Below are 23,546 nucleotides of genomic sequence, written 5' to 3'. Positions count from 1 at the left end.
CCGGTTACATGTAGGATGAAGTCTGTTTTGGTAGTGAATAAGCGGAGATATTCCGCTTACACCTAGAAAAAAACAATTATATTTGTAATTTTTAAGCGGATAGACGGAATTTTTCCGTCTATTTCAGCCTTTTTAACACTTCATTCTTAATTAAGCGGAGATATTCCGGTTATTTTTCAGCTCTGGTGCTGAACGCGATCTCTCCACCAATCTGTGCAACCCACCTTATCGGGAGCAGGCATCCTTTTTATGAATGCCACTTCCCAATTTCCTCACCCATCTTCACCGGTCCTCTTTCCCGGGTGAAGCTGAACTTTCCTTTCGGCACACAAACCACGACCGTCGACCCGAATGAAAAGTACCCGTAAGGATCTCCCCGGTGGACGAAGTCACTCATATTCGTCCGGACGATCGAGTTCACGTTCAACGCGCCGACCATGACGTGGGCAAGAGGCGATCCATCCACATCAAAGCGGGAGACGAGGCGGTAATTTCGGGTAAGGGGACGGACACCGTGCGTCAGTCCGAGCTCATTCACGGGATCGGCATGTCTACCGAGTGTGTAGACTTCCTCGACCCGTGCATCGACCGGTACGTGGACCCGGTGGTAATCGGTGGGGCTCAGGTAAAAGATGAGAACCTTCCCGCCGGCATAGGCTTCTGCCTTGGCCGGGGACCCTAGGAGTTCTTCCACCGTATAATCCTGACCTTTGACCGTGAAGGTGCTTTCCATAGTCAAGTCATCCACGACGGATAGATAGGCGTCGCATGGGCTGACGAAGGCATCCGGAGAATCGGCGACCGGCCTTGCATCGGCTTTCAGTTCCCGCGTGAAAATATCATGAAGCGTTCCATATTCACGGAGTTCCCGCGTAGCTTCTTCCATGTTCAACTTATAGACTTTGGCAAAAGAAGCGATGAACGGTTTGCTCATTTTCGATTGGGCGAACGAGCGTAATCCCTTGGCGATGATGGGATGGCCGTTCAGTTCGAATACTTTTCGGTAAAATGTTGATCTTATCATGTGTGGTCACGTCCTTTGGGTTCTGGGATAAGCATTTGGATGAGGGAAATCTTTTCGTTTCCATCCGTCGGTCTGTTCGATTTGAATTTACTCAGGAGCTCATTCATGCCTGCAGTCAACTCCTTGAGCTCATCGGGTGTCACGTAAAGGTCCAGCTGGTTATATCCGAAGGAATCCCGGGCAAGATCCGGGTCGTTCAGAAGATAGCTCCTGGCCTGTCCTGTCACGGAGGATAGGAAGGTCATGAACAATTTAAGATGTTCTTCGCCTGACAGCTGCTCCAATTCTTCCACGGTCATATAGGGGCTGTCTTCCTGCATGGCATAGGTTTTCTCGACGGCTCCCCGGATCTTCCGTTCGTCGACGATATGAATGATCTTATTCTTTGTCAATCGATTTAAATGCCGGTAAAGGGTGGCCTGGGGGACATCTGCCATCCATTCTTTCAGCTCATGTACCGTCGCGGCTCCCTTTGAAAGGTGTTGGATGATCCGCATGCGGACCGGGTGGAGGAATAGGTCGGTATCTATTTGGGTCATTCCATTACATCCTTTTGTGATTGTTATCGATATTGATAATAATGGAGGGAGGGGGATTTGTCAATGGAATTGTGGGGGGATGAAATGGGACTGTGCAAAAAAAAGCCCCTTCCATCAAGGAAGAGGCCCACTACTCATTATCTCAAATCAAATCGATCTGCATCCATCACTTTTGCCCACGCGGCAACAAAGTCACGGACGAATTTTTCTTGATTATCATTCTGCGCGTATACTTCAGCCAGGGCACGCAGCACGGAATTCGAGCCGAATACCAGGTCAAAGCGCGTAGCTGTTCTCACGACTTCACCGGTCTTGCGGTTGCGGCCTTCATATTGATTGAAGCCGGCCGGTTTCCATTCGATGCCCATGTCGAGGAGGTTGACGAAGAAGTCGTTCGTCAATGCACCGACGCGGTCCGTGAAGACGCCGTGTTTTGAATCGCCGTGGTTGGCGCCAATTGAACGCATGCCGCCGATGAGGACGGTCATTTCAGGAGCAGTCAGGCCAAGAAGCTGTGATTTGTCCACGAGCATTTCTTCCGGGCTGACGGCGTATTCTTGCTTCTGATAGTTGCGGAAGCCATCTGATACTGGCTCCAATACGCCGAAGTTTTCGGCGTCGGTCTGTTCCGCCGTTGCATCGCCGCGTCCAGGTGAGAATGGAACGGTCACATCGAACCCTGCTTCACGCGCTGCTTTTTCGACTCCAGCGTTCCCGCCAAGCACAATCAGGTCGGCAAGGCTGACTTTTTTATCAAGCTTGCTATGAAGATCTTGGTAGACACCTAGAACTTTTTCGAGTTGAGCCGGCTCGTTCACTTCCCAGTCCTTCTGAGGAGCGAGACGGACGCGGGCACCGTTCGCTCCGCCGCGCATGTCGGAACCGCGGTAGGTGCTTGCGGATGCCCAGGCGGTTTTCACGAGCTCGCTTACGGTTAGGCCGGTGTCAAGGATCTGTTGTTTCAGCGAAGCGACTTCACTGTCGGAAAGATCGTAGTCCACGGCTGGAATCGGATCCTGCCAAATCAATTCTTCGTCCGGAACCTCTGGACCCCAGTAGCGCGCTTTTGGTCCCATGTCGCGGTGAAGGAGCTTGAACCAGGCACGGGAGAAGGCGTCGGCGAATTCTTCCGGATTTTCATAGAAATGACGGGAAATCTTTTCGTAATCCGGATCCATGCGGAGGGCCATATCAGCCGTCGTCATCATCGTTTTCACTTTGATGGATGGATCTTCGGCATCCGGTGCCATATGTTCTTCGGTCATGCCGACCGGTGTCCATTGGGAAGCGCCGGCTGCACTCTTTGTTTTCTCCCACTCGTAGCCGAAGAGAAGGTCGAAGTAGCCGTTATCCCATTTCGTCGGGTTCGTTGTCCAGGCACCGTCGACACCACTTGAAATCGTGTCGCGGCCTTTTCCGCTTCCGTATGAGCTGATCCAGCCGAGGCCTTGATTCTCGATGTCCGCAGCTTCCGGGTCGTCACCGACAAGCTCGGCATCACCCGCACCGTGGGCCTTCCCGAATGTGTGACCGCCTGCGATCAGGGCGACGGTTTCATAGTCGTTCATCCCCATCCGTCCGAATGTGTCACGGATATCACGGGCACTCCCCAGTGGATCCGGTTCGCCGTTCGGTCCTTCCGGATTGACGTAGATGAGCCCCATCTGGACGGCAGCGAGTGGATTTTCAAGCTCCCGGTCACCGGAGTAACGGTTGTCGGCGAGCCATTCTTTCTCGTTACCCCAATACACATCTTCTTCCGGATGCCAGATGTCTTCGCGACCGGCACCGAATCCGAATGTCTTCAAGCCCATGGATTCCAGGGCGACGTTTCCAGTCAGGACGAGGAGGTCCGCCCATGAAATCATATTGCCGTATTTTTGCTTGATCGGCCATAACAGGCGGCGGGCTTTATCGAGGTTGACGTTATCCGGCCAGCTGTTCAGTGGAGCGAAACGCTGTGAACCTGATGAACCGCCTCCGCGACCGTCCGTTTCGCGGTATGTACCTGCTGCATGCCAAGACATACGGATGAAGAAGGGACCGTAGTGACCGTAGTCGGCGGGCCACCAATCCTGGCTGGCTGTCATGAGATTGTGGAGATCCTGCTTCAATGCATCATAGTCAAGCTTTGCGAATTCTTCTTTATAATTGAAGTCTTCCCCCATAGGATTGGACTTCCGGTCATGCTGGCGAAGGATGCTGAGGTTGAGCATGTTCGGCCACCATTCTTTGTTCGTCGTACCTCCAGGAGCTGTCGTCGTCGTGATGGCACTGTCCTTGTGATGAGTGAACGGACATTCTCCGGATGCTGCGGAGTGATCCTTTTGATCAGGGCGATTTTCTTTTTCCATTACGATTCACCTTCCTGTTTTAAAATATGGGGCAAAGCAAACTATCACATGAATAGTGTGATAATTATAATAATTCTTAATTATCATTATAAAAGATGAGAATGGTTATTGAAAGCGTGAAGCTTCTCTGGATGGTGAATTTTTACAAGGGGTGGTTTGAAAGAGGGGAGGAGCGGGGAAGGGCTCATGGTTTGGTAGATCCTTTCTTTCTTTTCTTGATCACCTCATAAGCCGTTTCGCCAAAAAAGAGGAAGAGGAGGATGAAGAGGACAAACAATTCGGCCACTTCCATGACGCGAAAGGGACTGACGGCATTTTGCCAGGCATCTGACACGTCGAAACCTTGAAGAATATCGAGGCCTAACGAAAACCCCATTAAACATCCCATCATTAATAGTGTAATACCCATGATTTTCATGCTGATCACGCTCCTATCCTTAGGTTCTTCCCATGGATGGAGGTTCATTCCTTTGTTAAAAATTACATAAAAACCCCTCATTTGGTTACAGTAATAAAAAATGAGAAAAGGGTGCCGGAATCTATGTCTTCGTTCTTTAAAGGTCGTAAACCAAAGAAGAACCAACAATCAGAAAACCAAGCTTCTGATACCTCGGAAGAATATATACAGCGTTCATTATCCGTCAATCTCGATATGATCCGGCAGAAAACGGGGAACAGTTCAGATGTTGTGATCCGCCGGTTGAAAATGGGAAAGGATGCCTCCATTGAAACGGCGATCGTGTATGTGGAAGGGATCGTTGACAATCAATCGATTCAGGAGTTCCTGCTGCAGTCCATGATGAAGGATGATCATAAGGAAGAGTTGAATGAAGGCGATGCGATCAGTCTGATTTCGGATGACATGATGACGGTGGGGAATATGTCATCGACCGATCAGTGGGTGGAGCTGTTCGGCTCGTTGATGGCAGGTGATACGATTGTCCTGGTGGACGGGACAGCCAAAGCGTTGAGTGCCTGCACGAAAGGGGGCGAAACGCGCTCCATATCGGAATCCACCACACAAATGGTCGTCCGCGGGCCGAAGGGGGCGTTTACGGAATCGATCGGGACCAATACGGCGATGGTACGGCGCATCATCAAGACCCCTGATTTATGGCTTGAGTCCATGAAGATCGGCCGCGTGACGAAGACCGATGTGACGCTGATGTACATACATGGCATTGCCAATGAAGAAGTGATCGAGGAGATCCGTCAGCGGTTGAAGAAGATTGACATCGACAGCATTTTGGAATCGGGGTATATCGAACAGCTGATAGAAGATCAAGCGATGACGCCGTTTCCGACGATTTTCAATACGGAACGGCCGGATGTAGTGGCAGGGAATCTGTTTGAGGGACGGATCGCCATCTTTGTGGATGGAACCCCTTTTGTGCTGATTGCCCCTGCCCTGTTCATTCAATTTTTCCAGTCGGCAGAGGATTATTATGCCCGTTTCGATATTGCGACATCGATCCGGCTGCTGCGGATCTTGATGTTCACGATTTCCCTGATTGCCCCTGCGACCTTTGTGGCGGTCACGACTTTTCACCAGGAAATGGTGCCGACGACCCTCATTGTCGCGATTGCCGCCCAGAGGGAATCGGTTCCGTTTCCGGCATTCGTGGAAGCCCTCCTGATGGAAATCACGTTTGAAATCCTGCGGGAAGCGGGGATTCGATTGCCGAAAGCGATCGGTTCTGCCGTCTCGATCGTCGGTGCCCTTGTTATCGGACAGGCAGCCGTGCAAGCGAGCATTGTGTCACCGGCGATGGTCATTATTGTATCAATCACAGCGATTGCAAGTTTTGCGACGCCATCATTTGATATGGCGATTTCGGCCCGTCTCATCCGCTTCTTATTCATGATCGGTGCCGCGACCTTTGGCTTCTACGGGATCATTTTGATCTTCCTTTTGATGGTCGTCCATTTATGCAGTCTCCGTTCCTTTGGGGTGCCTTATATGGCCCCGTTCGCTCCATTCATCCCGGTGAATAATAAAGATACCTTTGTGCGGCTGCCCTGGTGGACCCTCAGGCAGAGACCGCGTCTCATAAGCGCCAATGCGGTAAGGGAAGGGACCAATCAAGGTCCGGAATCGCCTGCCTCCCGTACAATGGTCAACGGGGAGGGAAAAGGAGGGGATAACAATGGCTCGTAAAATGAAGATTCTCTTCATTCTAGTGTCCATTTCTTTCTTTTTGTCCGGCTGTTGGAGTAAGAAAGAGTTGACCGATCTTGCCATCGTGGCCGCGATGGGTGTGGATAAAGCGGAGGACGGGAAGTACGTCATGACCCTTCAGATCATTAATCCCGGGAACGTAGCTGGAGGCATGCGGGGCGGCGGTTCTCAAAGCCCGCCCGTGACGATTTATTCGGCTACAGGGGACAATTTAGTAGAAGCAAGCAGGCGCGCATCCAGCAAGATCTCCCGGAGATTGTATTATGCCCATACCAATCTGGTCGTGATGGGGGAGAATCTTGCGAGGGAAGAAGGAGTGGCGACATTCATCGATGCCATCGACCGGGATCATGAATTCCGGATCACGACGACTATGGTGATCGCGAATCATTCTTCGGCAGAAGAACTGCTCCGGACTTTGACCCCCGTTGATAAAATTCCGGCGAATAAGGTGCTGAAGACATTGGAATTTTCCCAGAAGAAATGGGGGCATAACGTAAAGACGTCGATTCAGGATGTGATGAAAGGGCTGCATTCATCCAAAGGGGCGACCGTAGTGTCGGGGTTTCGTCTCCTTGGCGATCCTAAGCACGCAGGACTGCCTGAAAATATCCAGGAAAGTGAGCCTGAATCAACCCTTGAATCCAGTGGGATCGCGATTATCAAAGACGGGAAATTAGTCGATTGGCAATACGGCAAATCGGCAAGGGGGACCGTGTGGATCAGGGACGAGATCCAGGGAACGGACATCAACATCGATTGGAAAGGAAAGAAAGAGGTCATCGCCTATCAAACGAACCGGCAAAAAACCACCGTGTCAGGGAAAATGAAGAACGGCCGGCCACATATCTCGATTCATACACGGGTCGAAGGAAGCATAGGAGAGATGAGTGAACCCATCGACATAACAGGTGGGAAGATGATCCCACAGATGGAGAAAAAGATCGAGAAAGAGATAGAGGGAGAAATGAAAAAAGCGATCGAACAGGCCCAAACCAATAAAGCGGACATCTTTGGTTTTGACGAAGTCATCCGCCGTTCGAGACCGGATGATTGGAATAAGCTTAAAGAGATGTGGAATGAGGTTTATTTTCCGGATGCAAAGGTGGATATTACGGTGGAAGCCTACATCCGCCGGGCCGGACTGAGGAATAAATCGTTTCTTTCAAGTTTAGAAGAAGCGTGAGGAAAAGGAGGGACCCGTACAGTGGAAAAGGCGAAAATCAGTAGCATTCAGCTCTTTGTCTTAATGGTGTTGTTTGAAATGGGAAGCTCTTTACTGGTCCCCCTTGCCATCGATGCGAAACAGGATGCGTGGCTTGCGATCATGTTCGGGATGATCGCAAGTTTCGTCCTGCTGCTCGTCTACCATAAACTGTACTCGTATTATCCTGATCTCCTGCCGACGGAATACATGCAGAAGATTCTCGGGAAAGTGGCTGGGACGGTCCTTGCCTTCCTTTATCTGTTCTATTTCATGTATGAGGCGTCCAGGGTTCTCCGGGACTTTGGTGAAATGCTGTTGACCTTTGCGTATCCGGAAACTCCCCTGTTCATTGCCAATGCCCTCTTGATGCTGGTCATTATCTATACGGTGCGAAAAGGGATCGAAGTCATCGGACGGTCGGGAGAGCTGCTGTTTATGTTCATGTTTACCCTTTCAGTCGTTGGATTCATCCTGATCGTCGTTTCCGGTCTGATCGATATGACCAATCTGCAGCCGGTCCTGGAAGAAGGGCTGATGCCGGTCTTGAAAGTGACGTTCACCCAAACCTTGTATTTTCCGTTTACGGAAGCCTTTGTCTTTACGATGATCCTGCCGTACCTGAATAACCCGAAGAAGGCGAAGCTGACGATGTTTTGTGCGACGGGACTGAGCGGGATCAACCTGATCCTGACGATGCTCATCAATATCAGCGTCCTCGGGGTGGATCTCACAGCCCGTTCCCAATTCCCCCTTCTTAGTACGGTACAGTCGATACAGGTGGCCGACTTTCTGGAACGCCTGGATGTCTTCTTTATGCTTGGCTTGGTGATCGGGATCTTCTTGAAGATCAGCATCTTTTTTTATGCGGCGGTCATCGGAACGGCAAGCGTGTTCAAGATTCAATCGCCATCACGACTCGCCTATCCACTCGGCCTGATCGTCCTATTCATGTCGATGTCGATTGCGAGCAATTTTCAGGAACATATCCATGAAGGGCTGAAGGTAGCCATGTATGTGCTGCATATGCCTCTGCTTGTCGTCATTCCGATCCTCCTCCTTCTCATTGCTTTCGTGAAAAATAGAAAAAATAAAAGGGACAGGGCGATGTAAGAAGAATACATATAAGATGGATAAATAAAGGAAGTGGATGGAATGGATCTGGAAACGGTGATGAAGGAACTGGAAGCCCTCGGCAAGGAACGAACGAAGAAAATGTACCTATCGAACGGTGCCCGTGAGCCGGTATTTGGCGTCGCGACGGGTGCCATGAAGCCGATGGTTAAGACAATCAAGAAGGATCAGGCCCTCGCCGAGAAATTATATGCTACGGGAAATTACGATGCCATGTACTTTGCCGGCGTCATTGCCGACCCGAAAGCGATGACCGAAGCGGACTTTGACCGCTGGATCGAGGGGGCGTACTTCTATATGCTCTCCGATAACGTGGTGGCGGTCACCTTGTCAGAAGCCCCTATCGCACAGGACGTCGCCGATAAATGGATCGCAAGCGGGGACGAATTGAAAATGTCAGCGGGCTGGAGCTGCTACTGCTGGCTCCTTGGGAATCGGAAGGATGAAGAATTTTCCGAAGAGAAGCTTCGGGGGATGCTCCAGAACGTGAAAGACACGATCCACGATGCCCCCGAACGGACGAAATCGTCGATGAATAACTTTGTCGGGACCGTGGGAGTGTCGTATGTGCCCCTTCATGAAGAGGCCCTCGAGACCGCAAAGGAAATCGGACCGGTCGAGATGGTCAGGGAAGGGAAGAAGAATAGTGTCCTGAAGGCTGCCGATGATATTCAGAAGCAGGTGGAGAAGGGACGGATCGGGTTTAAGCGGAAGTATGTGAGGTGTTGATGCGTCATGGGAGGAGGGAACACTATGAACAATAAAATATCCTTTATTCGATCATCACAATTGGCACATGTTGATTATGCCTACGCTTCAAGAGTACCTTCAGACATGGACCTCCTTTTTTTAGCGGGAGCCTGTCCTTTAAATAAAAATGGAGAAGTCCCTCATGCACAGGATTATGAACTCCAAGCCAAGCTCTGTGTGGAGAATATGAAGGAAGTACTGAAAGAGAGCGGTGCCTCCCTGAAGGACGTCGTTTACACCAGGGTCCTTGTAGCCTCTCATCTACAGTCCGATTTAGTGACGGCTTGGGAGTCGATAAGAAAAGAGTTTGGGGATCATGATGTTCCGAGTACATTATCAGGAGTGACAGTGCTCGGATACACACATCAGTTGGTGGAAATCGAGGCGGTTGCGGCATTCAGGACCGTATAAAACCAGAGGGACAGGTCCCGCGGCTCATTTTGAGACTCGGGACCTGTCCCTCTGGCGCTTGTGAAGGGGGAAACGGATGTATGTTAACACAACCTGAGTTCAACCAGGGAAAAATCATAGATGGATTAAAAGAACATTTTAACGTGGCAGCGAAAGAAGTGACGTTCCTGCCCATCGGACATGATCCGAAAGCGGAAGTTTATCGTGTCGCTGGGTGGAATGGCGAGGTCTTTTTTCTAAAAATGATTCAAGGTTCCTTTGATGACACGGGGATCCGGATCGTTCATTTCCTCTCCACTCAAGGGATCGACGCGGTCATACCGCCTATCCAGCCCACTAATGATGAGCTGGCGGTCCATGATGAAGGATACCACTGGATCCTCTCGCCATTCGTAGACGGGCGAACGGGTTTCGAATCACCGTTAAGCGAGCAACAGTCGATTCGTTTTGGTCAGATCCTAAAATCCATTCATTCTGCAGGGGTCCCTCATGACCTTCAGGAGCAGCTGCGCCAAGAAGATTTCTCCGGTCCCTGGTGTGAGAAAGTCAGGGAAATCGACCGGGAGATGGATTCAGACCTTCCACGTGACGAAGTGGCAGAGAAACTCATTGATTTTTGGAAAAGAAAGCGCGGGGACATCCTGACCCTAGTCGAGCGGACGGAGGAGCTTGGACAGAGGCTGCAGGATCATGATAAAAGTGGATTTGTTTTATGCCACGGGGATATCCATCCCGGGAATGTAATGATCGATGGGAATTCAAAACTATTCATCGTCGATTGGGACGATCCCGTGATGGCCCCTGTTGAAAGGGATTTGATGTTCCCGGGAGTGGGCTTGGGGTTGTGCTTCAAGGATGAACGTCGTGAGCATATTGATCTTTTCTACAAGGGTTATGGAAAAGTGGAGGTGGATCCGGTCCTTCTCGCGTATTACCGGAATGAGCGGGTTGTGGCGGATATCGCTTCGTACGGCATGCAGTTATTGAATGAAGGCGGGAATGTGGAAGACCGGAAGAATGGCTTGCGGTTGTTGATGGGGCAGTTTGAAGCGGGGTATGAGGTGGAGATTGCGGGGAGGACGTATGAGGAAATGGAGTAGAGTCATAGAAAGGTGGAAGGCTCTAACTTTGCTCTAGTAAACGTATGAATTCTGAATCTAGGAGTGGTACCATGCGTGAAATCGATCTGGAATATCACATTATAGGAGAAGGAAAGCAGACCCTAGTCCTTGAAACTGGAATCGGTAATTCCTTCTACAGCTGGATTCCGTTTGTGGACAGGATCAAGAACGATTTTACCGTTATCTTGTATCATCGGGCAGGTTATGGGAAAAGCGGGACATCGCCGGAGCCTCGGACTACTGCGAATATCGCAAGGGAGCTCAATGACCTGATGGAACATCTGCAGATCGATCGGTTTCTATTAGCCGGCCATTCATTCGGCGGGCTATGCGCTCAGGCATATGCGAGGATGTACCCTGGAAAACTGGACGGGGTTCTCCTCATCGATGCGACCTCCCACAACTTTCAACGACTCTATGATCTCAATCTGCCGGTCATGTATTCTATGATTTCGTTGGAGCAACTGATTGAAGATAACGAGGAAATCGCAGGGAAAAGCAGAGCTGAATTGGAAGAATGGTATAAAGAAAGGAATAGAGAATTGTTAGGTGAAGATGAAGCGTTTCTGACTAACCCTGTCCTCTACCAAACGATTGCCGATGAATTTACCAACTGGTCTGCCAGCAGCGAAGAAATCAAAAATGGTGAAGCATTTCCGGATATCCCCCTGATTGTCTTCGCAAGAGATGAAGAATTCTCTGCCAAGCCTTACATTGCATATGGCATACCGGAAGAGGAAGCTTTGCTTCATGAAAAGGTGTGGCGTGAACTGCAAGTCGTAATTGCCCAGTTATCAGAAAAAGGGAAACTTGTCATTGCGGAGGGGAGTGACCATGAGGTACATAAAGATAGGCCGGAAATCGTGGTGGAGTGTTTACATAGATTAAAAGAGGGACAGGTTCCCCGGTCCACTTGAGCCAAGGGACTTGTCCCTCTGGTACAAAAGGAAGCAAGAGAACCTTCCCCATGCTTACCCCCATGCTTACCCCATACGTCCATACATCTTTCGCTCTACTGAATAGTATGGTATAGAGGTGAATATTATGAAAAAACAAAACTATGACCATCTATTACCAAAGCTTAGAAGAGGTGGTGGCGTAAATCCGAATTCAGTCTCGCTTCCTCCTCAAAGCTGTGATTTTTATCCTTTTAAATGTGATTGTCCTCCCGGGCCGCCTGGACCACCGGGGCCACAAGGAGCCCCAGGACCTCAGGGATTACCGGGTCCACAAGGGGTGCAAGGACCTCAAGGAGATACTGGCCCTCAAGGAGACACTGGCCCTCAGGGAGACCAAGGTCCCCAAGGAATTCAAGGAATCCAGGGGGAGCAGGGACCACAAGGACCGGGTGTCTTTGAATGGGGAGAACTGATCATTTGGGCTGATTCCAATGCACCGGGGCCGGGAGACGGAACACCATCTGACCCTTACACTTCCCTCCAGGCGGCAATCAACGCCGGGGTCAACAGTCCGGAAGCTGTCCAGTTCGGGATGAGGGCGAGGATCATCATCCTGATTGCCATCAACTCTTCGTTCAACGAAGATGTGGTCATCCCACCTGCAAGGCATGTTCAATTGCTGGGATTCGGGCCGTGGCAGCTCGGGGATTCGACACTTGCAAACTTTCAATCGTCCGTTCCAAGAAACATTACAGTCCAGGTAAGTGCAGCCGCTGAGGCTTTTTATTCCTCTCAAGGCGCCGCATTTGTTGCCCGACCTGTGACGGTAGTAGGAACGATTAATAATGGGACGACGGTTAGTACCAACACTGGGTATACAGACGGAGCCATTATCAGTGGAAATATCACCTTCCAAAGTATGAATCTAGCAGACGGGTCTTCAACGGTTGAATTTCAATTGCTTAATGCATGGGTTCTGGGAGGCATTCAGCAGGTACTTCATTCTGGACAATTGAACACGTATATGTACCATAGCCGGATTAATACCATAGCGCATACCGGGTTAAGAATTCAGCGTATGTTTGACTGCCGGGCAGATGGAGCAATCAACTGTGCAGTATATAGCAATATTGTGAACACATGGTTCCGGGGCAATGTAACCATCCCGAATACTACAGCGGATGTGCCGCCAACAGGAATATTCAATAGTCAATTCAATGGGGTTATCTGGACAGGGCAATTGACACTTGACGGTGCATCCAACTACTACTTCGTAAATCTGAGTAACGGGAATACTTTGGTAGGGACTAAGACAGTGTTGTTTGCTCCTTAGACGTATGATTGGTACAAGCATGGGTGTGGAAATGAAACGTGATGGAGCAAGCTTTACTATCTTTCATAAAAAAAGAGGATGTCCCTCGTGACGGCAATCCGTCCACTGGACATCCTCTTCTTCTCTTACGTCTTCGGAAACGTAAACCCTTCCCCAAACACATCCCGCACATCATGTACAACCACGAATGCTTTCTCATCAATCTGCTGGATCATTTTTTTCAGGAGAAAGAGCTCCTGTTTGTTGATCACGACGTAGAGAATGTCTTTCGATGACTTGGAATAATGGCCACGAGCGTTGATGACCGTGACGCCTCGGTCCATTTCGGCGCTTACTTTTTCGGCGATGGCGTCGGTATCCTCGGAAATGATCGTAACGGCTTTTCGTGTATCGAAGCCGTCGATCAGGTAATCAAGGATCTTCGTACTGATATAGATGGAAATCCCTGTGTACATCGTATTCTCGATTCCGATGACAAACGAGGAACCCAGCACCACAAGGATGTCGAACACGAACATCGTCGTGCTGACGGCCCAGCCGAATTGCTGGTTGAGCATGCGGGCAATGATCGTGGACCCACCCGTCGTCCCACCTGAACGCAGGACAAGTCCTAGTCCGATCCCGATGAACACACCTGCAAACACGGTGCCGAGCATGATGTCGACGGAATTTCCCATCCCTTCTGTCAATTGAATGAAGAGGGACGTAAAGAAGATGGCAAGCATGGTGTACCAAGTTACCCGTTTATTTAAAACCTTATATCCGATCGCCAAGAGGATGCCGTTCATGACAAAGTTCGTGATACCAGGAGACCAATCCAATACATAGTAGAGGGTCATGGAAATCCCCGTCACGCCACCTTCCCCCAGCTCATTCGGGATCGCAAACAAATTGACTCCGAGGGCGAAGAATAAGGAGCCGATGATGATCAGTGTGATTTCTTTCGTTGTTGAATTCATGTGCTCACTCCGTTCTCAATTGATACTAGGATACTATAGCACATGGGGGACCGCGGGGACAGGTCCCTTGGTTGTTTTTTAAAAGGTGGATTATGGATGGTTGAGGAATTATAAGAATAGATCTTTAGTCTTACTTATTATTCGTTTTAGCGTAATAAAGTAATTGTCGAAACGTGTCAGAAGTGCTAGAGTTAAAATGTAATACCAAAAATAATTGGAATTTTGAGGGGAGGAAGGTATGTGTCGTTTTGGGTTTAAGATAATAACAATACAATGTGGCGGCTGGACTGTCGAAAGGATGGAATGTGAATGAATACGCTAAAAGCAAAGAAGTCTCCTGAATTGACAGATTTTTCCGTAATTTCACTGAGGCGATTAGAACGGATCGATTTCAAGATGATCGCTTCGATCGTCATCAGCTTGCTGATCAGCACCCCCATCTCCGCTTACATAAACGGCCTCATCAAAGACTATATCGATGGCAGTTACGGTGTTTATGTGAACACACTCATATCATTACTTGTAACCACAACGATCATTTCATTATTTGTACGTTTTCTTATCATCAATCCATTGAACAAAGTAGAAGGAGCCATCAAGCAGGCTGCCCAGGGTGATTTGACGGTAGCTGTTAATAGCCGTTCCAATGACGAAATCGGCCGACTGTCGCATTCATTTGATAAGATGGTTGCGAACCTTGGTGATCTCCTTGAAAAATCCAATCAGACCGTGATAAAGGTCAGTGATTATTCAACCCAGTTAAATTCCATCGCAGAAGAAAATACCAAAGCCATTGATGCCATCACATCCACCATCCAGGAGGTGGCAGCGGGTTCCGAGGGGCAGGCAAAAAGCTCTGCGAAACTTGTGATTGCCTCCAAGGAAATCGCAGAAGGAATGGAACAATCGGCGGCAGCCATCCAATCCGTCGCTAAAACGTCTATGTCGGCAAGCGGCAAGGCGGCGAAAGGTAATGCGGCAGCAGTGGATACGGTTAAACGCATGCAGGAAATCCGACAGTCGGTTGGCGAGACATCTGAATTACTTCAAGCTCTCGATAGCAAATCGGATCAAATCGGCGAAATCGTCAAGATGATCACGAGCATTGCCGATCAAACCAATCTCCTTGCATTGAACGCAACGATTGAAGCAGCAAGGGCCGGTGAACACGGCAGGGGATTTGCGGTCGTGGCAGAGGAAGTCCGCAAGCTTGCCGAGCAATCCGGGAATGCGGGGGACAAGATCCGCTTCATCATCCAGGAGATCCAATCGGAAACAAACAAAGCGGTCCAATCGATGAATCAAGGCAGGACCATCATCGAAAGCGGCATCGTGATGGTCGACCGGACGGGGGACAGTTTCAAGGAAATCACCGGCGACATCGAGAATGTCTCCCGCCAGACCCATGAAGTCTCAGCCATCATCGAGCAAGTGAACGCAAGCACCGTCAACATGCTGACCATGATCGAGAACATTGCCGTCATCGCCGACCAGACGTCGGGAAGCATCCAGACAGTCAGTGCTGCTTCAGAAGAGCAAGCCGCTTCCATGCAGGAAATCGCCTCCAACGTCAACATGCTCAATGGCATGTCACGGGATCTGCGTGGGGATTTGAGCCGGTTTAAGGTGAACGGGGAACTTTGAGATTCAGAGAGCCCACTAATGAATGGTATGCCAAGGGAACAGTCCCCTTGGCATATTTTATTGTATCCGTTCCGATATCTGTCCAGTAAAATTGACTAATATAAGTTCCAAATTTTTTTGTAACAAAATTACTCCATCACAGTCTTACTTAGGAAGGGAGGCAGGCGGGTGAAAGAGTTTGAAAAGATTTATGATCAATATTTCCGGGAAGTGTACGCATTTATACTCTCCCTGAGCCGTGATGAGAAGCTTGCGGAAGAAATTACTCAGGAAACGTTTTTCAAAGCATTGAAGAGCATGAATTCATTTCAAGGCCATTCTAAGATGAACGTATGGTTGTGCCAGATTGCAAAAAATACATACTTCACCCATTACTCCAAGCAAAAGCGGTATGTCACGGAAGAGGGGAAGGACCAACCCGGTGACTTGATCCTCGAGAAGCTGATGGAAAGCAAAGAAGCCGCCTTCCTTGTCCATAAAGCCCTTCATTCCATGGCTGACCCATATAAGGAAGTATTCACCCTGCGGATCTTCGGGGAGCTTTCGTTCAGGGAAATCAGTGAGCTGTTCGGAAAGACCGAGAGCTGGGCAAGGGTCACGTTTTACCGGGCAAAACAAAAAATACAGGATGTTGTGAAGGAGGAATGACGATGCGGGAAGTACCGTGTGAAATCATTGAGGATATATTGCCGCTTTATGTAGATGACGTATGCAGTGAGGAAAGCAAGAATATCGTAGAAGAGCACCTTTCACACTGCGAACAGTGTCAAATGAAATGGAAGCGGATGAAGGCAGACCTGCTCATCACGGAAAAAAAGAAAGTGGATTCAACAACCGATGACCGCCTCATCAAAAGGATGGCCGCTACTTGGAAACAGGGTAGGAAGAAGTCATTTATGAAAGGGGTCTTCATCTCCGCCTTGACCATTGCTGTCCTGCTTCTCGTTTATGTCGGCTTATTCCAATGGCAGATTTCAAGTGTGCCGGCAGACAAGGCGGAAATCAGTGATGTCGGTGAAACGGGAGACGGGAAAATTATGTATCACCTGAACATAGATGATGGTTACAGTGTCAATACCCTAAAATACAGCCTGGACGACAACGGGGACTTCTACATCACTGCGAAGCGTCCGGTTGTGAAGGAGAAAGCACAGCCTCTATCTACTTTGGAAAAAGGGTATGATTTCATCGATATCCCCGAACAGGAAAACATCCGGAGTCAGAAAATCAAAGCGATCTATTTCGGAACATCTGATGACAGAACACTGATCTGGAAAAAAGGGATGCAGCTGCCCGATGCAAGTGAAGAGGCAAAAGAGAGATTTGGGTTTTAAAGAAGCAAGGGGACGGTTCTCCTGCTTCCTTTTTCTTAAAAAGAAAGGTGGATCACAATGTATATCCCAAAAGACTTTAAGATCACGGATCAATCGGTAGCGTACAAGATCATCCAAGATCACAGCTTTGCGACGCTTTTTTCCCAACACGATGGGAAGCCGGTTGCGACGCACTTACCGCTCCTGTTAAACAAGGAGAAAACGCACTTATACGGACACTTTGCCCGGCCGAATCCCCAGTGGAAAGAAATCGAACAGCAAACGGTGCTGGCCGTTTTCCACGGTCCTCATTGTTATATCTCCCCGTCCTGGTACGAGACGAATCAAACCGTCCCGACCTGGAACTATGTATCGGTCCATGTGTACGGAGAAGTCGAGCTTGTCGAGGACGACCATGAGCTCGTCGAATCGCTACATGAATTGGTATCAACGTTCGAAGCCCCCGACAGTTCCTACAGCCTGGGGAATCTTGACCCTGCGCTGATCGCCGGTATGAGCAAGGGAGTACAAGGGTTCAAGATTAACATCAATCAGATGGAAGGAAAGGCGAAGCTAAGTCAAAACCATTCAACTGAGAGGCAAGGGCGGGTGATCCGAGAGCTTGAGCAGAAGCCGACCACGGATGAACAGCAGATTGCTGCTTGGATGAAGGAGAATTTGAAATAAGAAAAAGAGCATAGGTCGTAATAAAAGCCAGGTGAACATGATAGACTGTCCACCTGGCTTTTACGTTTAAAACAAGTTTATAAAATTCCTCCCCAATTTCCATTTATTAACCATTCTGTCACAATCCCTTGTCTATTAAAGAAAATACGGTAAATAACCCTATACATCCTACACGGGATACCTTACCTTTAAGATAAAAAGGATATATATGGTATTAAATTCGCCACCCAACCGATATTTCCTTGGATATAGGAGGAAGACCATGGACACTCAACTGATCATCTCACTCGTTATCCTGATTGTACTGGCGGACATCGGTGCCATCATTCTTTTTATAAAATATAGAAGAGGAGACATGGAGAAGAATCCCTTCATCACGATTCTAAAGAAAGAGGCAATTGTCTTCTACTATGCCCTGTTCAAGTGGAAAGTGAGGCGGACGGAAGGAACCTATGCCTATCACAAAGGCTCCAATTATTTCTGGCTGTTCATCGCGCTTCTTCATGAACAGGTGATTGAAGCATTCGCGTTTCATTACTATTTAAAAGACGTGGACCCACTCCGGGCGGATATCCTTGTCGTACTGCATGTCTACAGCATTCTTTATATGCTCGGGGACTATAATCTTGTCCGGAACTCACCGATTGCGTTCAAGGGGAGCGGGGTACAGATGAAAATCGGCGTGCGGAGGTCCCTTTGTTTTAATATAAATGATGTTGCAGCCATTCAATCGGCCAGGACCCAATATGCAAAAAGCGGGGGCATCATTCATGAGAAAAATGTGTTTCATGTCGCCATGCTGCCAAGGGTGTTCACCCGCGTCTTCGGGATGATCGATGAGTTGAGGTATGAAATCATCTTCAAGGAACCGATTGAGGCGCGAGGCTATTTCGGGCAGAGGAAAGTGGTGAAGAAGGCGTTAATTTATATGGAGGATGCGGAGCCTTTCATCCAGGACCTACGGAAAAGGGTGTTGGAGGAGGATGAGGCATTGGCATAAGGGAAGCACGGGGACGGTTCTCGTGCTTCTTCTTTGGAGAAAATGGGAGCAGAAGAACCGTCCCCGTGCACACGCAAAAAAACAGCCGGCACTCGCCGGCTGTCACTCACTCATTATCCCTTCATCGCTTCCATTTCTTCCTTACTCGGACCATACACGCCAGGCACTTTCAAATCAGCTTGACGCATGAGAACGGTCAGCTGACCACGGTGATGAGCCTGATGCTGAATCAATAAGCGGAAGACGGCTTGAACCGGCATTTCCATTCCAAAGAGATTGACCATTTCGTTCATCTTCTCATCTGATACTTGCTCAGAAACGGCTTCTACGAGGCGGTTGCTGACGAGCTTATACGTTTCGCTGATTTCGGCAGCGGATGTCGGTGCGTCTTTGCGAAGATCCGGTACTTCAAACGTGATGCCGACTTGAGCCGGGAAGTAGTATGTAGCTCCCGTGATGTGCCAGGCAACGCTTCCAATGCTGTATAGGTCAGGTGCCACTTCCTGTTTCAGTGACTCGTCTGTCAGTGCGTCCATTACCTTTTGGGTGACTGCGGCTTCTTGTTTCCATTCTTGTAGGAAATCATTTTTAGATGTGAACATGGTATTCCCTCCTGATTTTTAAATGATACTTTCCTGTTTATTGTATCATGTTGAACTCGTTGTTACTTCCATTTTGTATACTGTTATTGACAGTGTACTGTTATTAGCAGTATACTGTTTTTAACAGTTTAAATCATATTGTAGGAGGTCATCATAGATGAAACATACAGGAAGACATACAGGCGCCTTTCTTTTGATGTTTTTAACAGAGGGGGATTGCTACGGTGGTCAGCTTCTTCAGAAGTGTCAGGATGAAATTCCGGTCAACCCCATTGACAGTGCGATCATTTACCGCACTCTGAAAAAATTGGAGACGGAAGGTTCCGTGGAGTCTTATTTCAATACATCAGGGGAGAAGCCGATCAAGATGTATCGAATCACTGAAACGGGAGAAAGGACAATGGAGGACTTTCATGAAGATATTGAAAGCAAGATCAAGAACTTATTCTTTTTCCTAGGTAAATATGAGGAATGGAAGAAGGGACCCAACCATGATTAACGGTCTGATTCTTTACGGGACCGCTCTTATCTTAACCGGAATTTCATTCGGGAAAGACAGGGAAAAGACGAAAGGAGCCATCCTGAAGGCGTGGAAAATGTTCAGCAATATTATGCCTGATGTGCTGGCGATTATGCTGTTCGTCGGCTTATCATTATCCATCCTCACACCTGAACTCATTTCTTCCATTGTCGGGAAGGAATCGGGCATCATGGGGGTCGTCTACTCCACGGTCATTGGTTCTGTTTCCCTTATCCCAAGCTTTGTGGTGTTTCCACTAGGTGCGACACTGGTGGAAAACGGGGCGGGTCTTCCCCAGGTGGCAGCCTTGATGGCATCGTTCATGGCCGTCGGGATCGTCACGTTACCTATGGAACAAAAGGTGTTTGGACGTAGTTTTGCGATAGCGCGTAATGGGGCAGCCGTGGTCATGTCTGTTCTATTCGCCGTTCTGATTTGGGTGGTGATGGCATGAAACAGGTAAAGAGATATCGATTCTTTCTTATTCTCCTTGTCGGCCTAATCGTTCTGACTAGTGTAAACAGGTCAGCAGGATGGAAGGCTGCAGTGCTGACGGGGAACAGCATGCTGGATATGCTGTTCCTGCTGCCACCGGTCCTCGTGTTAGTGGGATTATTGGACAAATGGGTGGAAAAGGAAACGATGATCCGCTATATGGGGAAAGACTCGGGATTCTATGGCATCCTTTTTTCCCTGTTACTCGGAACCATCGCAGCGGGGCCGTTGTACGTGGCCTTTCCCATGGCCGTCCTCTTTTTGAAAAAAGGAGCAAGTGTCCGCTACATCGTCTTCTTCCTCGGAGTCTGGTCGACATCGAAATTGCCGGTCGTGATTTACGAGCTGGCCTCCTTTGGGATGAAATTCACCATGATCCATATCGGATTCGGTTTATTGTTTGCCTATTTCCTCGGTGTGTTGTTTGAGAAATTCTACCAGCCGGGGGAGTTGTTGGAGTATGATGGATTGGAAGAGGTGTAAACAAAATGTGAGGGGGAAAGAGGATGAGCTTTACATTAAATGAAGGAATCGAGATTCTGGAACGCACTCCGGTCACTCTTGAACATTTCCTGACTGGTTTGTCAAAAGGGTGGATTGAGTGCAACGAAGGCGATGGAACGTGGAATGCGATCCAGGTAGTGGATCATCTCAATGAAGGGGAAAAACATAACTGGATCCCGAGATTAAAGATGATTTTTCAAGAAGGTGAACATGCAGTGTTTCCTGTATTTGATCGAGATTCACATTTGAATGGAAATGCTTCAGGAACTCTTGCGGAGAAGCTACAGGAATTTGCCACCCTTCGATCCCGAAACATCAATATGTTAAACGAGTTATTAACTCAGCACGAAAACGCCCTTGATCGAACGGGTGTGCATCCTGCTTTCGGTACAGTCACCGCCCGTGAGCTCATCTCGACTTGGGTGGTTCATGATCTGACCCATCTGTCACAAATCGTGAGGGTGTTTTCGAAGCGATATGCAGAAGATGTGGGGCCGTGGCAGGAGTATTTGGGAGTGTTGAAGTAGAAGCAGGGGGACGGTTCTCTTGCTTCTTTTTTTTGTGAGATTCATGTGGACCCATAGGGAAAGAAGGAGTTTCCAACTAAGGTGAAGAATAGGGTAAGGGATGGATAAGAATGGGTTAAGTAGGTGAAGAAATGATACATTATTCTGGAACACCAACGTTAGAAACGGACCGATTAGTACTGAGGAAGCTGGAAGGTTCAGACGCTCAAACTGTCTTCGACCATTGGCTTTCCGATGATCGCGTGATGGATAATCTCATTAAGGGAGCACACAAGTCTGTAGAGGAAACCATTAAGAGGGTAACGGAAATCGTTGATCAGTATGAAACGGAAGAATTCTGTTATTGGGGAATCGAACTGAAATCAAGTGGGGATTTGATTGGGGCAATTGACCTTTTTCATTTTGACCCGATGACGGAGAATTGTGAAGTGGGGTATACCATCGGTTATGATTGGTGGAATAAGGGGTATGGAACCGAGGCCTTGAGTGCGGTGATCGAATTTGGCTTTAGAACGATGAACATTCATAAGATATCAGCAGCACATAATACGGATAACCCCGCCTCCGGAAAGATTATGAGTAAAGTGGGAATGCAAAAAGAAGGAACCATTAAACATATGATCCGCAATGCGAAGAATCAGTATAAGGACTGTGCGGTCTATGGGCTTCTTCAGGTGGACTATTTTAATGATGTGAAGTGAAGCAGGGGGACGGTTCTCATGCTTCTTTTTCTTATGAAATGGAAGCAGAAGAACCGTCCCCTTGCATCTTCTATTTCAGTGGCAACTCAACTTCATATTCCTTCATTTCACTCTCAAAATCATCTTCCGCTCCCCCATGCCCGTTAAATTCCATCTTGATCCACTCGATGTCTTCGGCGTGGCCCCGTTCCAGGTACCAGATGATATTGCCTTCCTTGATGACGCCTTTATCGATCTCGCCGCCGATGCTGTCTGATACCCACATGTCGGGCATGTCAATTTGTTCACCGGTGCTCGTGACGAGGACGGCCTGGTCCGGATAGAAGGTGAATTTGCCTTCGGTTGTATTTTCCATTTTGAATTTCACACCGACGGCCGACCCCTTGGCGTTCTCGTCTTCCATGGTAGGGGCTTTATCGCTCACGACCACCTTCTGGATTTCCATCTTCAAACCGTTGTAATCATCGGACCAGGTGGCGTCATTGTAATACGTCCAGATATCTTCTTCCTGGGCTTTTTTCTCTGTTTTTTCTTCGGACGCACTCGTCGTCTTAGCCTCGGCTTTTTGCGTTTCATTTTTGTCCAGTTCCTCGACAGCCGCATCCCCACCACAACCTGCAAGCATCATGACCAGGGCCCCAGCAAATAGAAAACTCATCTTTTTCATAAAACTATTCCTCCTCATAGGATTGAAATGTAAAGCACTTCCTTGTGATTTATTGTAAATAATTACCTTCATGAATTTTTGGTAAAGGGGAGGTTCTAAATTTTTAAATAGAAGAATGTACGATTACGTTGGAAAAATGTATAATGGCGTAATATACATTTTTAACCAAGGGGGCCCGCAAATGCGTCAAGAAGCAGCGGTAGAAAAAGTACTCGAAAGCCTAAAAAAAGATCCAAGCGTCCGGAGCGTATTCCTCAAGGGATCCATGGGACGGAAAGAACACGATGAACACTCCGATATCGACCTGTACTGTTTAGTGGAGGAAGGGGAAGAAGAGGGATTCCTGACCCGCCGCCTCGATCATTTGAAAGCGTACAAGGACCTCATCTTTCACGATGACATTTTTATCATCGCGCCGCAGATCATCGCCATTTATGAAGATTGGCTGCACATCGATCTGTTCACGGTGACGGAGAAGACCATACAGGAGAAGGATTTCTTTACGGTGTTATACGATACTGACAATTTGATGGGAAAATATGAATCTACCCAAAACCTCACCGTTTCAGATGAGGAGTTCACGGATCAGGTCCTCGACGCCGCCTGGTTTCTGTTTCAGTATCAGAAAGCAACGGCGAGGGGGAATGCTACGTGGGCTGTGGAAATGCTGCGGCACTCGATGAGATGTGTGACGATCATTCTGCTGTCCCGGTACGCAAAGGAGCGGGCAGTGCTTGGTTTGAAAACGATTCACAGGGATTTGCCACAAGAGCGTCAAGATCGTGTAGTGGAGATTTATGAGGCGATGACACCGTCACACCATGGAGAAGCGGTGCGGAAGATTGCGAGTCTGTTAGAAAGTGAGTTTGATTGGATTCGGGAAGAGCTTGGTGAGGGAGAAGTCGTTTCGTTTATGGGATTGATGGTTGGGAAAGTGTTGGAGGGGTGAAAAGCACGGGAAGCATGGGGACGGTTCTCG

Annotated in this window: 26 protein-coding genes; 19 read left to right on the top strand and 7 right to left on the bottom strand. The window is 48.6% G+C overall.

All coding sequences use genetic code 11. From position 1 onward, the window contains the following. Window positions 1–247: 247 nt before the first annotated feature. The 4 genes from N5C46_RS10755 to N5C46_RS10740 form a co-directional block, all read right to left on the bottom strand. Window positions 248–1,024 carry a phosphatidylserine decarboxylase gene (locus N5C46_RS10755; protein ID WP_261752075.1) on the bottom strand — a complete coding sequence of 259 codons (777 nt, stop codon included), beginning with the start codon at window positions 1,022–1,024 and terminating at the stop codon, window positions 248–250. Then, window positions 1,021–1,563 carry a helix-turn-helix domain-containing protein gene (locus N5C46_RS10750; RefSeq protein WP_261752074.1) on the bottom strand — a complete coding sequence of 181 codons (543 nt, stop codon included), beginning with the start codon at window positions 1,561–1,563 and terminating at the stop codon, window positions 1,021–1,023. The genes N5C46_RS10755 and N5C46_RS10750 overlap by 4 nt, the downstream gene beginning before the upstream one ends. A gap of 137 nt (window positions 1,564–1,700) precedes the next feature. Beyond that, window positions 1,701–3,917: a catalase/peroxidase HPI gene (gene katG, locus N5C46_RS10745; protein ID WP_261752073.1), complete on the bottom strand. Its 2,217-nt coding sequence runs from the start codon at window positions 3,915–3,917 to the stop codon at window positions 1,701–1,703. A 184-nt stretch (window positions 3,918–4,101) separates the two neighbouring features. Beyond that, a complete protein-coding gene (locus N5C46_RS10740) occupies window positions 4,102–4,335 on the bottom strand; it encodes a YczF family membrane protein (RefSeq protein WP_261752072.1) in 234 nt (77 codons plus the stop codon). A 123-nt stretch (window positions 4,336–4,458) separates the two neighbouring features. Here N5C46_RS10740 and N5C46_RS10735 point away from each other — a divergent pair, with 123 nt between their 5' ends. The 8 genes from N5C46_RS10735 to N5C46_RS10700 all read left to right on the top strand — a co-directional run bounded on the left by N5C46_RS10735 (window position 4,459) and on the right by N5C46_RS10700 (window position 12,948). Continuing rightward, window positions 4,459–6,075: a spore germination protein gene (locus tag N5C46_RS10735; RefSeq protein WP_261752071.1), complete on the top strand. Its 1,617-nt coding sequence runs from the start codon at window positions 4,459–4,461 to the stop codon at window positions 6,073–6,075. Further along, window positions 6,065–7,282: a Ger(x)C family spore germination protein gene (locus N5C46_RS10730; protein WP_261752070.1), complete on the top strand. Its 1,218-nt coding sequence runs from the start codon at window positions 6,065–6,067 to the stop codon at window positions 7,280–7,282. The genes N5C46_RS10735 and N5C46_RS10730 overlap by 11 nt, the downstream gene beginning before the upstream one ends. A 21-nt stretch (window positions 7,283–7,303) precedes the next feature. Beyond that, the gene (locus tag N5C46_RS10725) at window positions 7,304–8,413 is read left to right on the top strand and encodes a GerAB/ArcD/ProY family transporter (RefSeq protein WP_261752069.1); all 1,110 of its coding nucleotides are present in this window, start codon (window positions 7,304–7,306) and stop codon (window positions 8,411–8,413) included. A gap of 42 nt (window positions 8,414–8,455) precedes the next feature. Next, a complete protein-coding gene (locus N5C46_RS10720; protein WP_261752068.1) occupies window positions 8,456–9,163 on the top strand; it encodes a DNA alkylation repair protein in 708 nt (235 codons plus the stop codon). Window positions 9,164–9,187: 24 nt separating this feature from the next. Continuing rightward, complete coding sequence (locus N5C46_RS10715; protein WP_261752067.1) at window positions 9,188–9,595, top strand: RidA family protein; 408 nt, start codon at window positions 9,188–9,190, stop codon at window positions 9,593–9,595. Between the two features lie 80 nt (window positions 9,596–9,675). Continuing rightward, a complete protein-coding gene (locus tag N5C46_RS10710; protein ID WP_261752066.1) occupies window positions 9,676–10,695 on the top strand; it encodes an aminoglycoside phosphotransferase family protein in 1,020 nt (339 codons plus the stop codon). Window positions 10,696–10,766: 71 nt separating this feature from the next. After that, window positions 10,767–11,633: an alpha/beta hydrolase gene (locus N5C46_RS10705; protein ID WP_261752065.1), complete on the top strand. Its 867-nt coding sequence runs from the start codon at window positions 10,767–10,769 to the stop codon at window positions 11,631–11,633. A gap of 127 nt (window positions 11,634–11,760) precedes the next feature. Next, window positions 11,761–12,948: a collagen-like protein gene (locus N5C46_RS10700; RefSeq protein ID WP_261752064.1), complete on the top strand. Its 1,188-nt coding sequence runs from the start codon at window positions 11,761–11,763 to the stop codon at window positions 12,946–12,948. A 125-nt stretch (window positions 12,949–13,073) separates the two neighbouring features. Here the strand turns inward: N5C46_RS10700 and N5C46_RS10695 are convergent, their stop codons facing one another. Then, window positions 13,074–13,907: a YitT family protein gene (locus N5C46_RS10695; protein WP_261752063.1), complete on the bottom strand. Its 834-nt coding sequence runs from the start codon at window positions 13,905–13,907 to the stop codon at window positions 13,074–13,076. Between the two features lie 309 nt (window positions 13,908–14,216). Here N5C46_RS10695 and N5C46_RS10690 point away from each other — a divergent pair, with 309 nt between their 5' ends. From N5C46_RS10690 to N5C46_RS10670, 5 genes are all read left to right on the top strand, one after another. Beyond that, window positions 14,217–15,551: a methyl-accepting chemotaxis protein gene (locus N5C46_RS10690; protein WP_261752062.1), complete on the top strand. Its 1,335-nt coding sequence runs from the start codon at window positions 14,217–14,219 to the stop codon at window positions 15,549–15,551. Between the two features lie 168 nt (window positions 15,552–15,719). Next, window positions 15,720–16,199, top strand: coding sequence for an RNA polymerase sigma factor (locus N5C46_RS10685; protein WP_261752061.1), 480 nt, complete (start codon window positions 15,720–15,722; stop codon window positions 16,197–16,199). A gap of 2 nt (window positions 16,200–16,201) precedes the next feature. Beyond that, window positions 16,202–16,885: a zf-HC2 domain-containing protein gene (locus N5C46_RS10680; RefSeq protein WP_261752060.1), complete on the top strand. Its 684-nt coding sequence runs from the start codon at window positions 16,202–16,204 to the stop codon at window positions 16,883–16,885. Window positions 16,886–16,942: 57 nt separating this feature from the next. Then, window positions 16,943–17,551 (top strand): FMN-binding negative transcriptional regulator, encoded by a 609-nt coding sequence (locus tag N5C46_RS10675; RefSeq protein ID WP_261752059.1) that lies wholly within the window; start codon window positions 16,943–16,945, stop codon window positions 17,549–17,551. A gap of 262 nt (window positions 17,552–17,813) precedes the next feature. Next, the gene (locus N5C46_RS10670) at window positions 17,814–18,551 is read left to right on the top strand and encodes a hypothetical protein (RefSeq protein ID WP_261752058.1); all 738 of its coding nucleotides are present in this window, start codon (window positions 17,814–17,816) and stop codon (window positions 18,549–18,551) included. Between the two features lie 113 nt (window positions 18,552–18,664). Here the strand turns inward: N5C46_RS10670 and N5C46_RS10665 are convergent, their stop codons facing one another. Then, window positions 18,665–19,153, bottom strand: a complete 489-nt coding sequence (locus N5C46_RS10665) for a DinB family protein (RefSeq protein ID WP_261752057.1) — start codon at window positions 19,151–19,153, stop codon at window positions 18,665–18,667. 157 nt (window positions 19,154–19,310) lie between these two features. Between N5C46_RS10665 and N5C46_RS10660 the strand changes: the two genes are divergently transcribed. The 5 genes from N5C46_RS10660 (at window position 19,311) to N5C46_RS10640 (ending at window position 21,900) form a co-directional block, all read left to right on the top strand. Next, entirely contained in the window at window positions 19,311–19,652 is a 342-nt protein-coding gene (locus N5C46_RS10660; protein WP_261752056.1) for a PadR family transcriptional regulator, read from the top strand. Next, window positions 19,645–20,127 carry a hypothetical protein gene (locus N5C46_RS10655; protein ID WP_261752055.1) on the top strand — a complete coding sequence of 161 codons (483 nt, stop codon included), beginning with the start codon at window positions 19,645–19,647 and terminating at the stop codon, window positions 20,125–20,127. The genes N5C46_RS10660 and N5C46_RS10655 overlap by 8 nt, the downstream gene beginning before the upstream one ends. Next, window positions 20,124–20,651 carry a permease gene (locus N5C46_RS10650; RefSeq protein WP_261752054.1) on the top strand — a complete coding sequence of 176 codons (528 nt, stop codon included), beginning with the start codon at window positions 20,124–20,126 and terminating at the stop codon, window positions 20,649–20,651. The genes N5C46_RS10655 and N5C46_RS10650 overlap by 4 nt, the downstream gene beginning before the upstream one ends. A 23-nt stretch (window positions 20,652–20,674) precedes the next feature. Further along, the gene (locus N5C46_RS10645) at window positions 20,675–21,199 is read left to right on the top strand and encodes a DinB family protein (protein ID WP_261752053.1); all 525 of its coding nucleotides are present in this window, start codon (window positions 20,675–20,677) and stop codon (window positions 21,197–21,199) included. Between the two features lie 131 nt (window positions 21,200–21,330). Further along, entirely contained in the window at window positions 21,331–21,900 is a 570-nt protein-coding gene (locus tag N5C46_RS10640; RefSeq protein WP_261752052.1) for a GNAT family N-acetyltransferase, read from the top strand. Window positions 21,901–21,970: 70 nt separating this feature from the next. Here N5C46_RS10640 and N5C46_RS10635 read toward each other — a convergent pair whose 3' ends face one another. Then, complete coding sequence (locus N5C46_RS10635; RefSeq protein ID WP_261752051.1) at window positions 21,971–22,567, bottom strand: hypothetical protein; 597 nt, start codon at window positions 22,565–22,567, stop codon at window positions 21,971–21,973. Window positions 22,568–22,748: 181 nt separating this feature from the next. Here N5C46_RS10635 and N5C46_RS10630 point away from each other — a divergent pair, with 181 nt between their 5' ends. After that, on the top strand, window positions 22,749–23,516 hold the full coding sequence (locus tag N5C46_RS10630) for a nucleotidyltransferase domain-containing protein (RefSeq protein ID WP_261752050.1): 768 nt from the start codon (window positions 22,749–22,751) through the stop codon (window positions 23,514–23,516). Window positions 23,517–23,546 lie beyond the last annotated feature (30 nt).

Origin of the sequence: Rossellomorea vietnamensis (assembly GCF_025398035.1) — a bacterium.
GTDB classification, from domain to species: domain Bacteria; phylum Bacillota; class Bacilli; order Bacillales; family Bacillaceae_B; genus Rossellomorea; species Rossellomorea vietnamensis_B.
This window is presented reverse-complemented; position numbering and strand designations above follow the sequence as displayed.

What these genes read in the sequence shown, in the direction of transcription:
- N5C46_RS10755 (WP_261752075.1), bottom strand. Translation starts at nt 1,024, where the DNA reads ATGATAAGATCAACATTTTACCGAAAAGTATTCGAACTGAACGGCCAT.
- N5C46_RS10750 (WP_261752074.1), bottom strand. Translation starts at nt 1,563, where the DNA reads ATGACCCAAATAGATACCGACCTATTCCTCCACCCGGTCCGCATGCGG.
- katG (WP_261752073.1), bottom strand. Translation starts at nt 3,917, where the DNA reads ATGGAAAAAGAAAATCGCCCTGATCAAAAGGATCACTCCGCAGCATCC.
- N5C46_RS10740 (WP_261752072.1), bottom strand. Translation starts at nt 4,335, where the DNA reads ATGAAAATCATGGGTATTACACTATTAATGATGGGATGTTTAATGGGG.
- N5C46_RS10735 (WP_261752071.1), top strand. Translation starts at nt 4,459, where the DNA reads ATGTCTTCGTTCTTTAAAGGTCGTAAACCAAAGAAGAACCAACAATCA.
- N5C46_RS10730 (WP_261752070.1), top strand. Translation starts at nt 6,065, where the DNA reads ATGGCTCGTAAAATGAAGATTCTCTTCATTCTAGTGTCCATTTCTTTC.
- N5C46_RS10720 (WP_261752068.1), top strand. Translation starts at nt 8,456, where the DNA reads ATGGATCTGGAAACGGTGATGAAGGAACTGGAAGCCCTCGGCAAGGAA.
- N5C46_RS10715 (WP_261752067.1), top strand. Translation starts at nt 9,188, where the DNA reads ATGAACAATAAAATATCCTTTATTCGATCATCACAATTGGCACATGTT.
- N5C46_RS10710 (WP_261752066.1), top strand. Translation starts at nt 9,676, where the DNA reads ATGTTAACACAACCTGAGTTCAACCAGGGAAAAATCATAGATGGATTA.
- N5C46_RS10705 (WP_261752065.1), top strand. Translation starts at nt 10,767, where the DNA reads ATGCGTGAAATCGATCTGGAATATCACATTATAGGAGAAGGAAAGCAG.
- N5C46_RS10700 (WP_261752064.1), top strand. Translation starts at nt 11,761, where the DNA reads ATGAAAAAACAAAACTATGACCATCTATTACCAAAGCTTAGAAGAGGT.
- N5C46_RS10695 (WP_261752063.1), bottom strand. Translation starts at nt 13,907, where the DNA reads ATGAATTCAACAACGAAAGAAATCACACTGATCATCATCGGCTCCTTA.
- N5C46_RS10690 (WP_261752062.1), top strand. Translation starts at nt 14,217, where the DNA reads ATGAATACGCTAAAAGCAAAGAAGTCTCCTGAATTGACAGATTTTTCC.
- N5C46_RS10680 (WP_261752060.1), top strand. Translation starts at nt 16,202, where the DNA reads ATGCGGGAAGTACCGTGTGAAATCATTGAGGATATATTGCCGCTTTAT.
- N5C46_RS10675 (WP_261752059.1), top strand. Translation starts at nt 16,943, where the DNA reads ATGTATATCCCAAAAGACTTTAAGATCACGGATCAATCGGTAGCGTAC.
- N5C46_RS10670 (WP_261752058.1), top strand. Translation starts at nt 17,814, where the DNA reads ATGGACACTCAACTGATCATCTCACTCGTTATCCTGATTGTACTGGCG.
- N5C46_RS10665 (WP_261752057.1), bottom strand. Translation starts at nt 19,153, where the DNA reads ATGTTCACATCTAAAAATGATTTCCTACAAGAATGGAAACAAGAAGCC.
- N5C46_RS10660 (WP_261752056.1), top strand. Translation starts at nt 19,311, where the DNA reads ATGAAACATACAGGAAGACATACAGGCGCCTTTCTTTTGATGTTTTTA.
- N5C46_RS10655 (WP_261752055.1), top strand. Translation starts at nt 19,645, where the DNA reads ATGATTAACGGTCTGATTCTTTACGGGACCGCTCTTATCTTAACCGGA.
- N5C46_RS10650 (WP_261752054.1), top strand. Translation starts at nt 20,124, where the DNA reads ATGAAACAGGTAAAGAGATATCGATTCTTTCTTATTCTCCTTGTCGGC.
- N5C46_RS10645 (WP_261752053.1), top strand. Translation starts at nt 20,675, where the DNA reads ATGAGCTTTACATTAAATGAAGGAATCGAGATTCTGGAACGCACTCCG.
- N5C46_RS10640 (WP_261752052.1), top strand. Translation starts at nt 21,331, where the DNA reads ATGATACATTATTCTGGAACACCAACGTTAGAAACGGACCGATTAGTA.
- N5C46_RS10635 (WP_261752051.1), bottom strand. Translation starts at nt 22,567, where the DNA reads ATGAAAAAGATGAGTTTTCTATTTGCTGGGGCCCTGGTCATGATGCTT.
- N5C46_RS10630 (WP_261752050.1), top strand. Translation starts at nt 22,749, where the DNA reads ATGCGTCAAGAAGCAGCGGTAGAAAAAGTACTCGAAAGCCTAAAAAAA.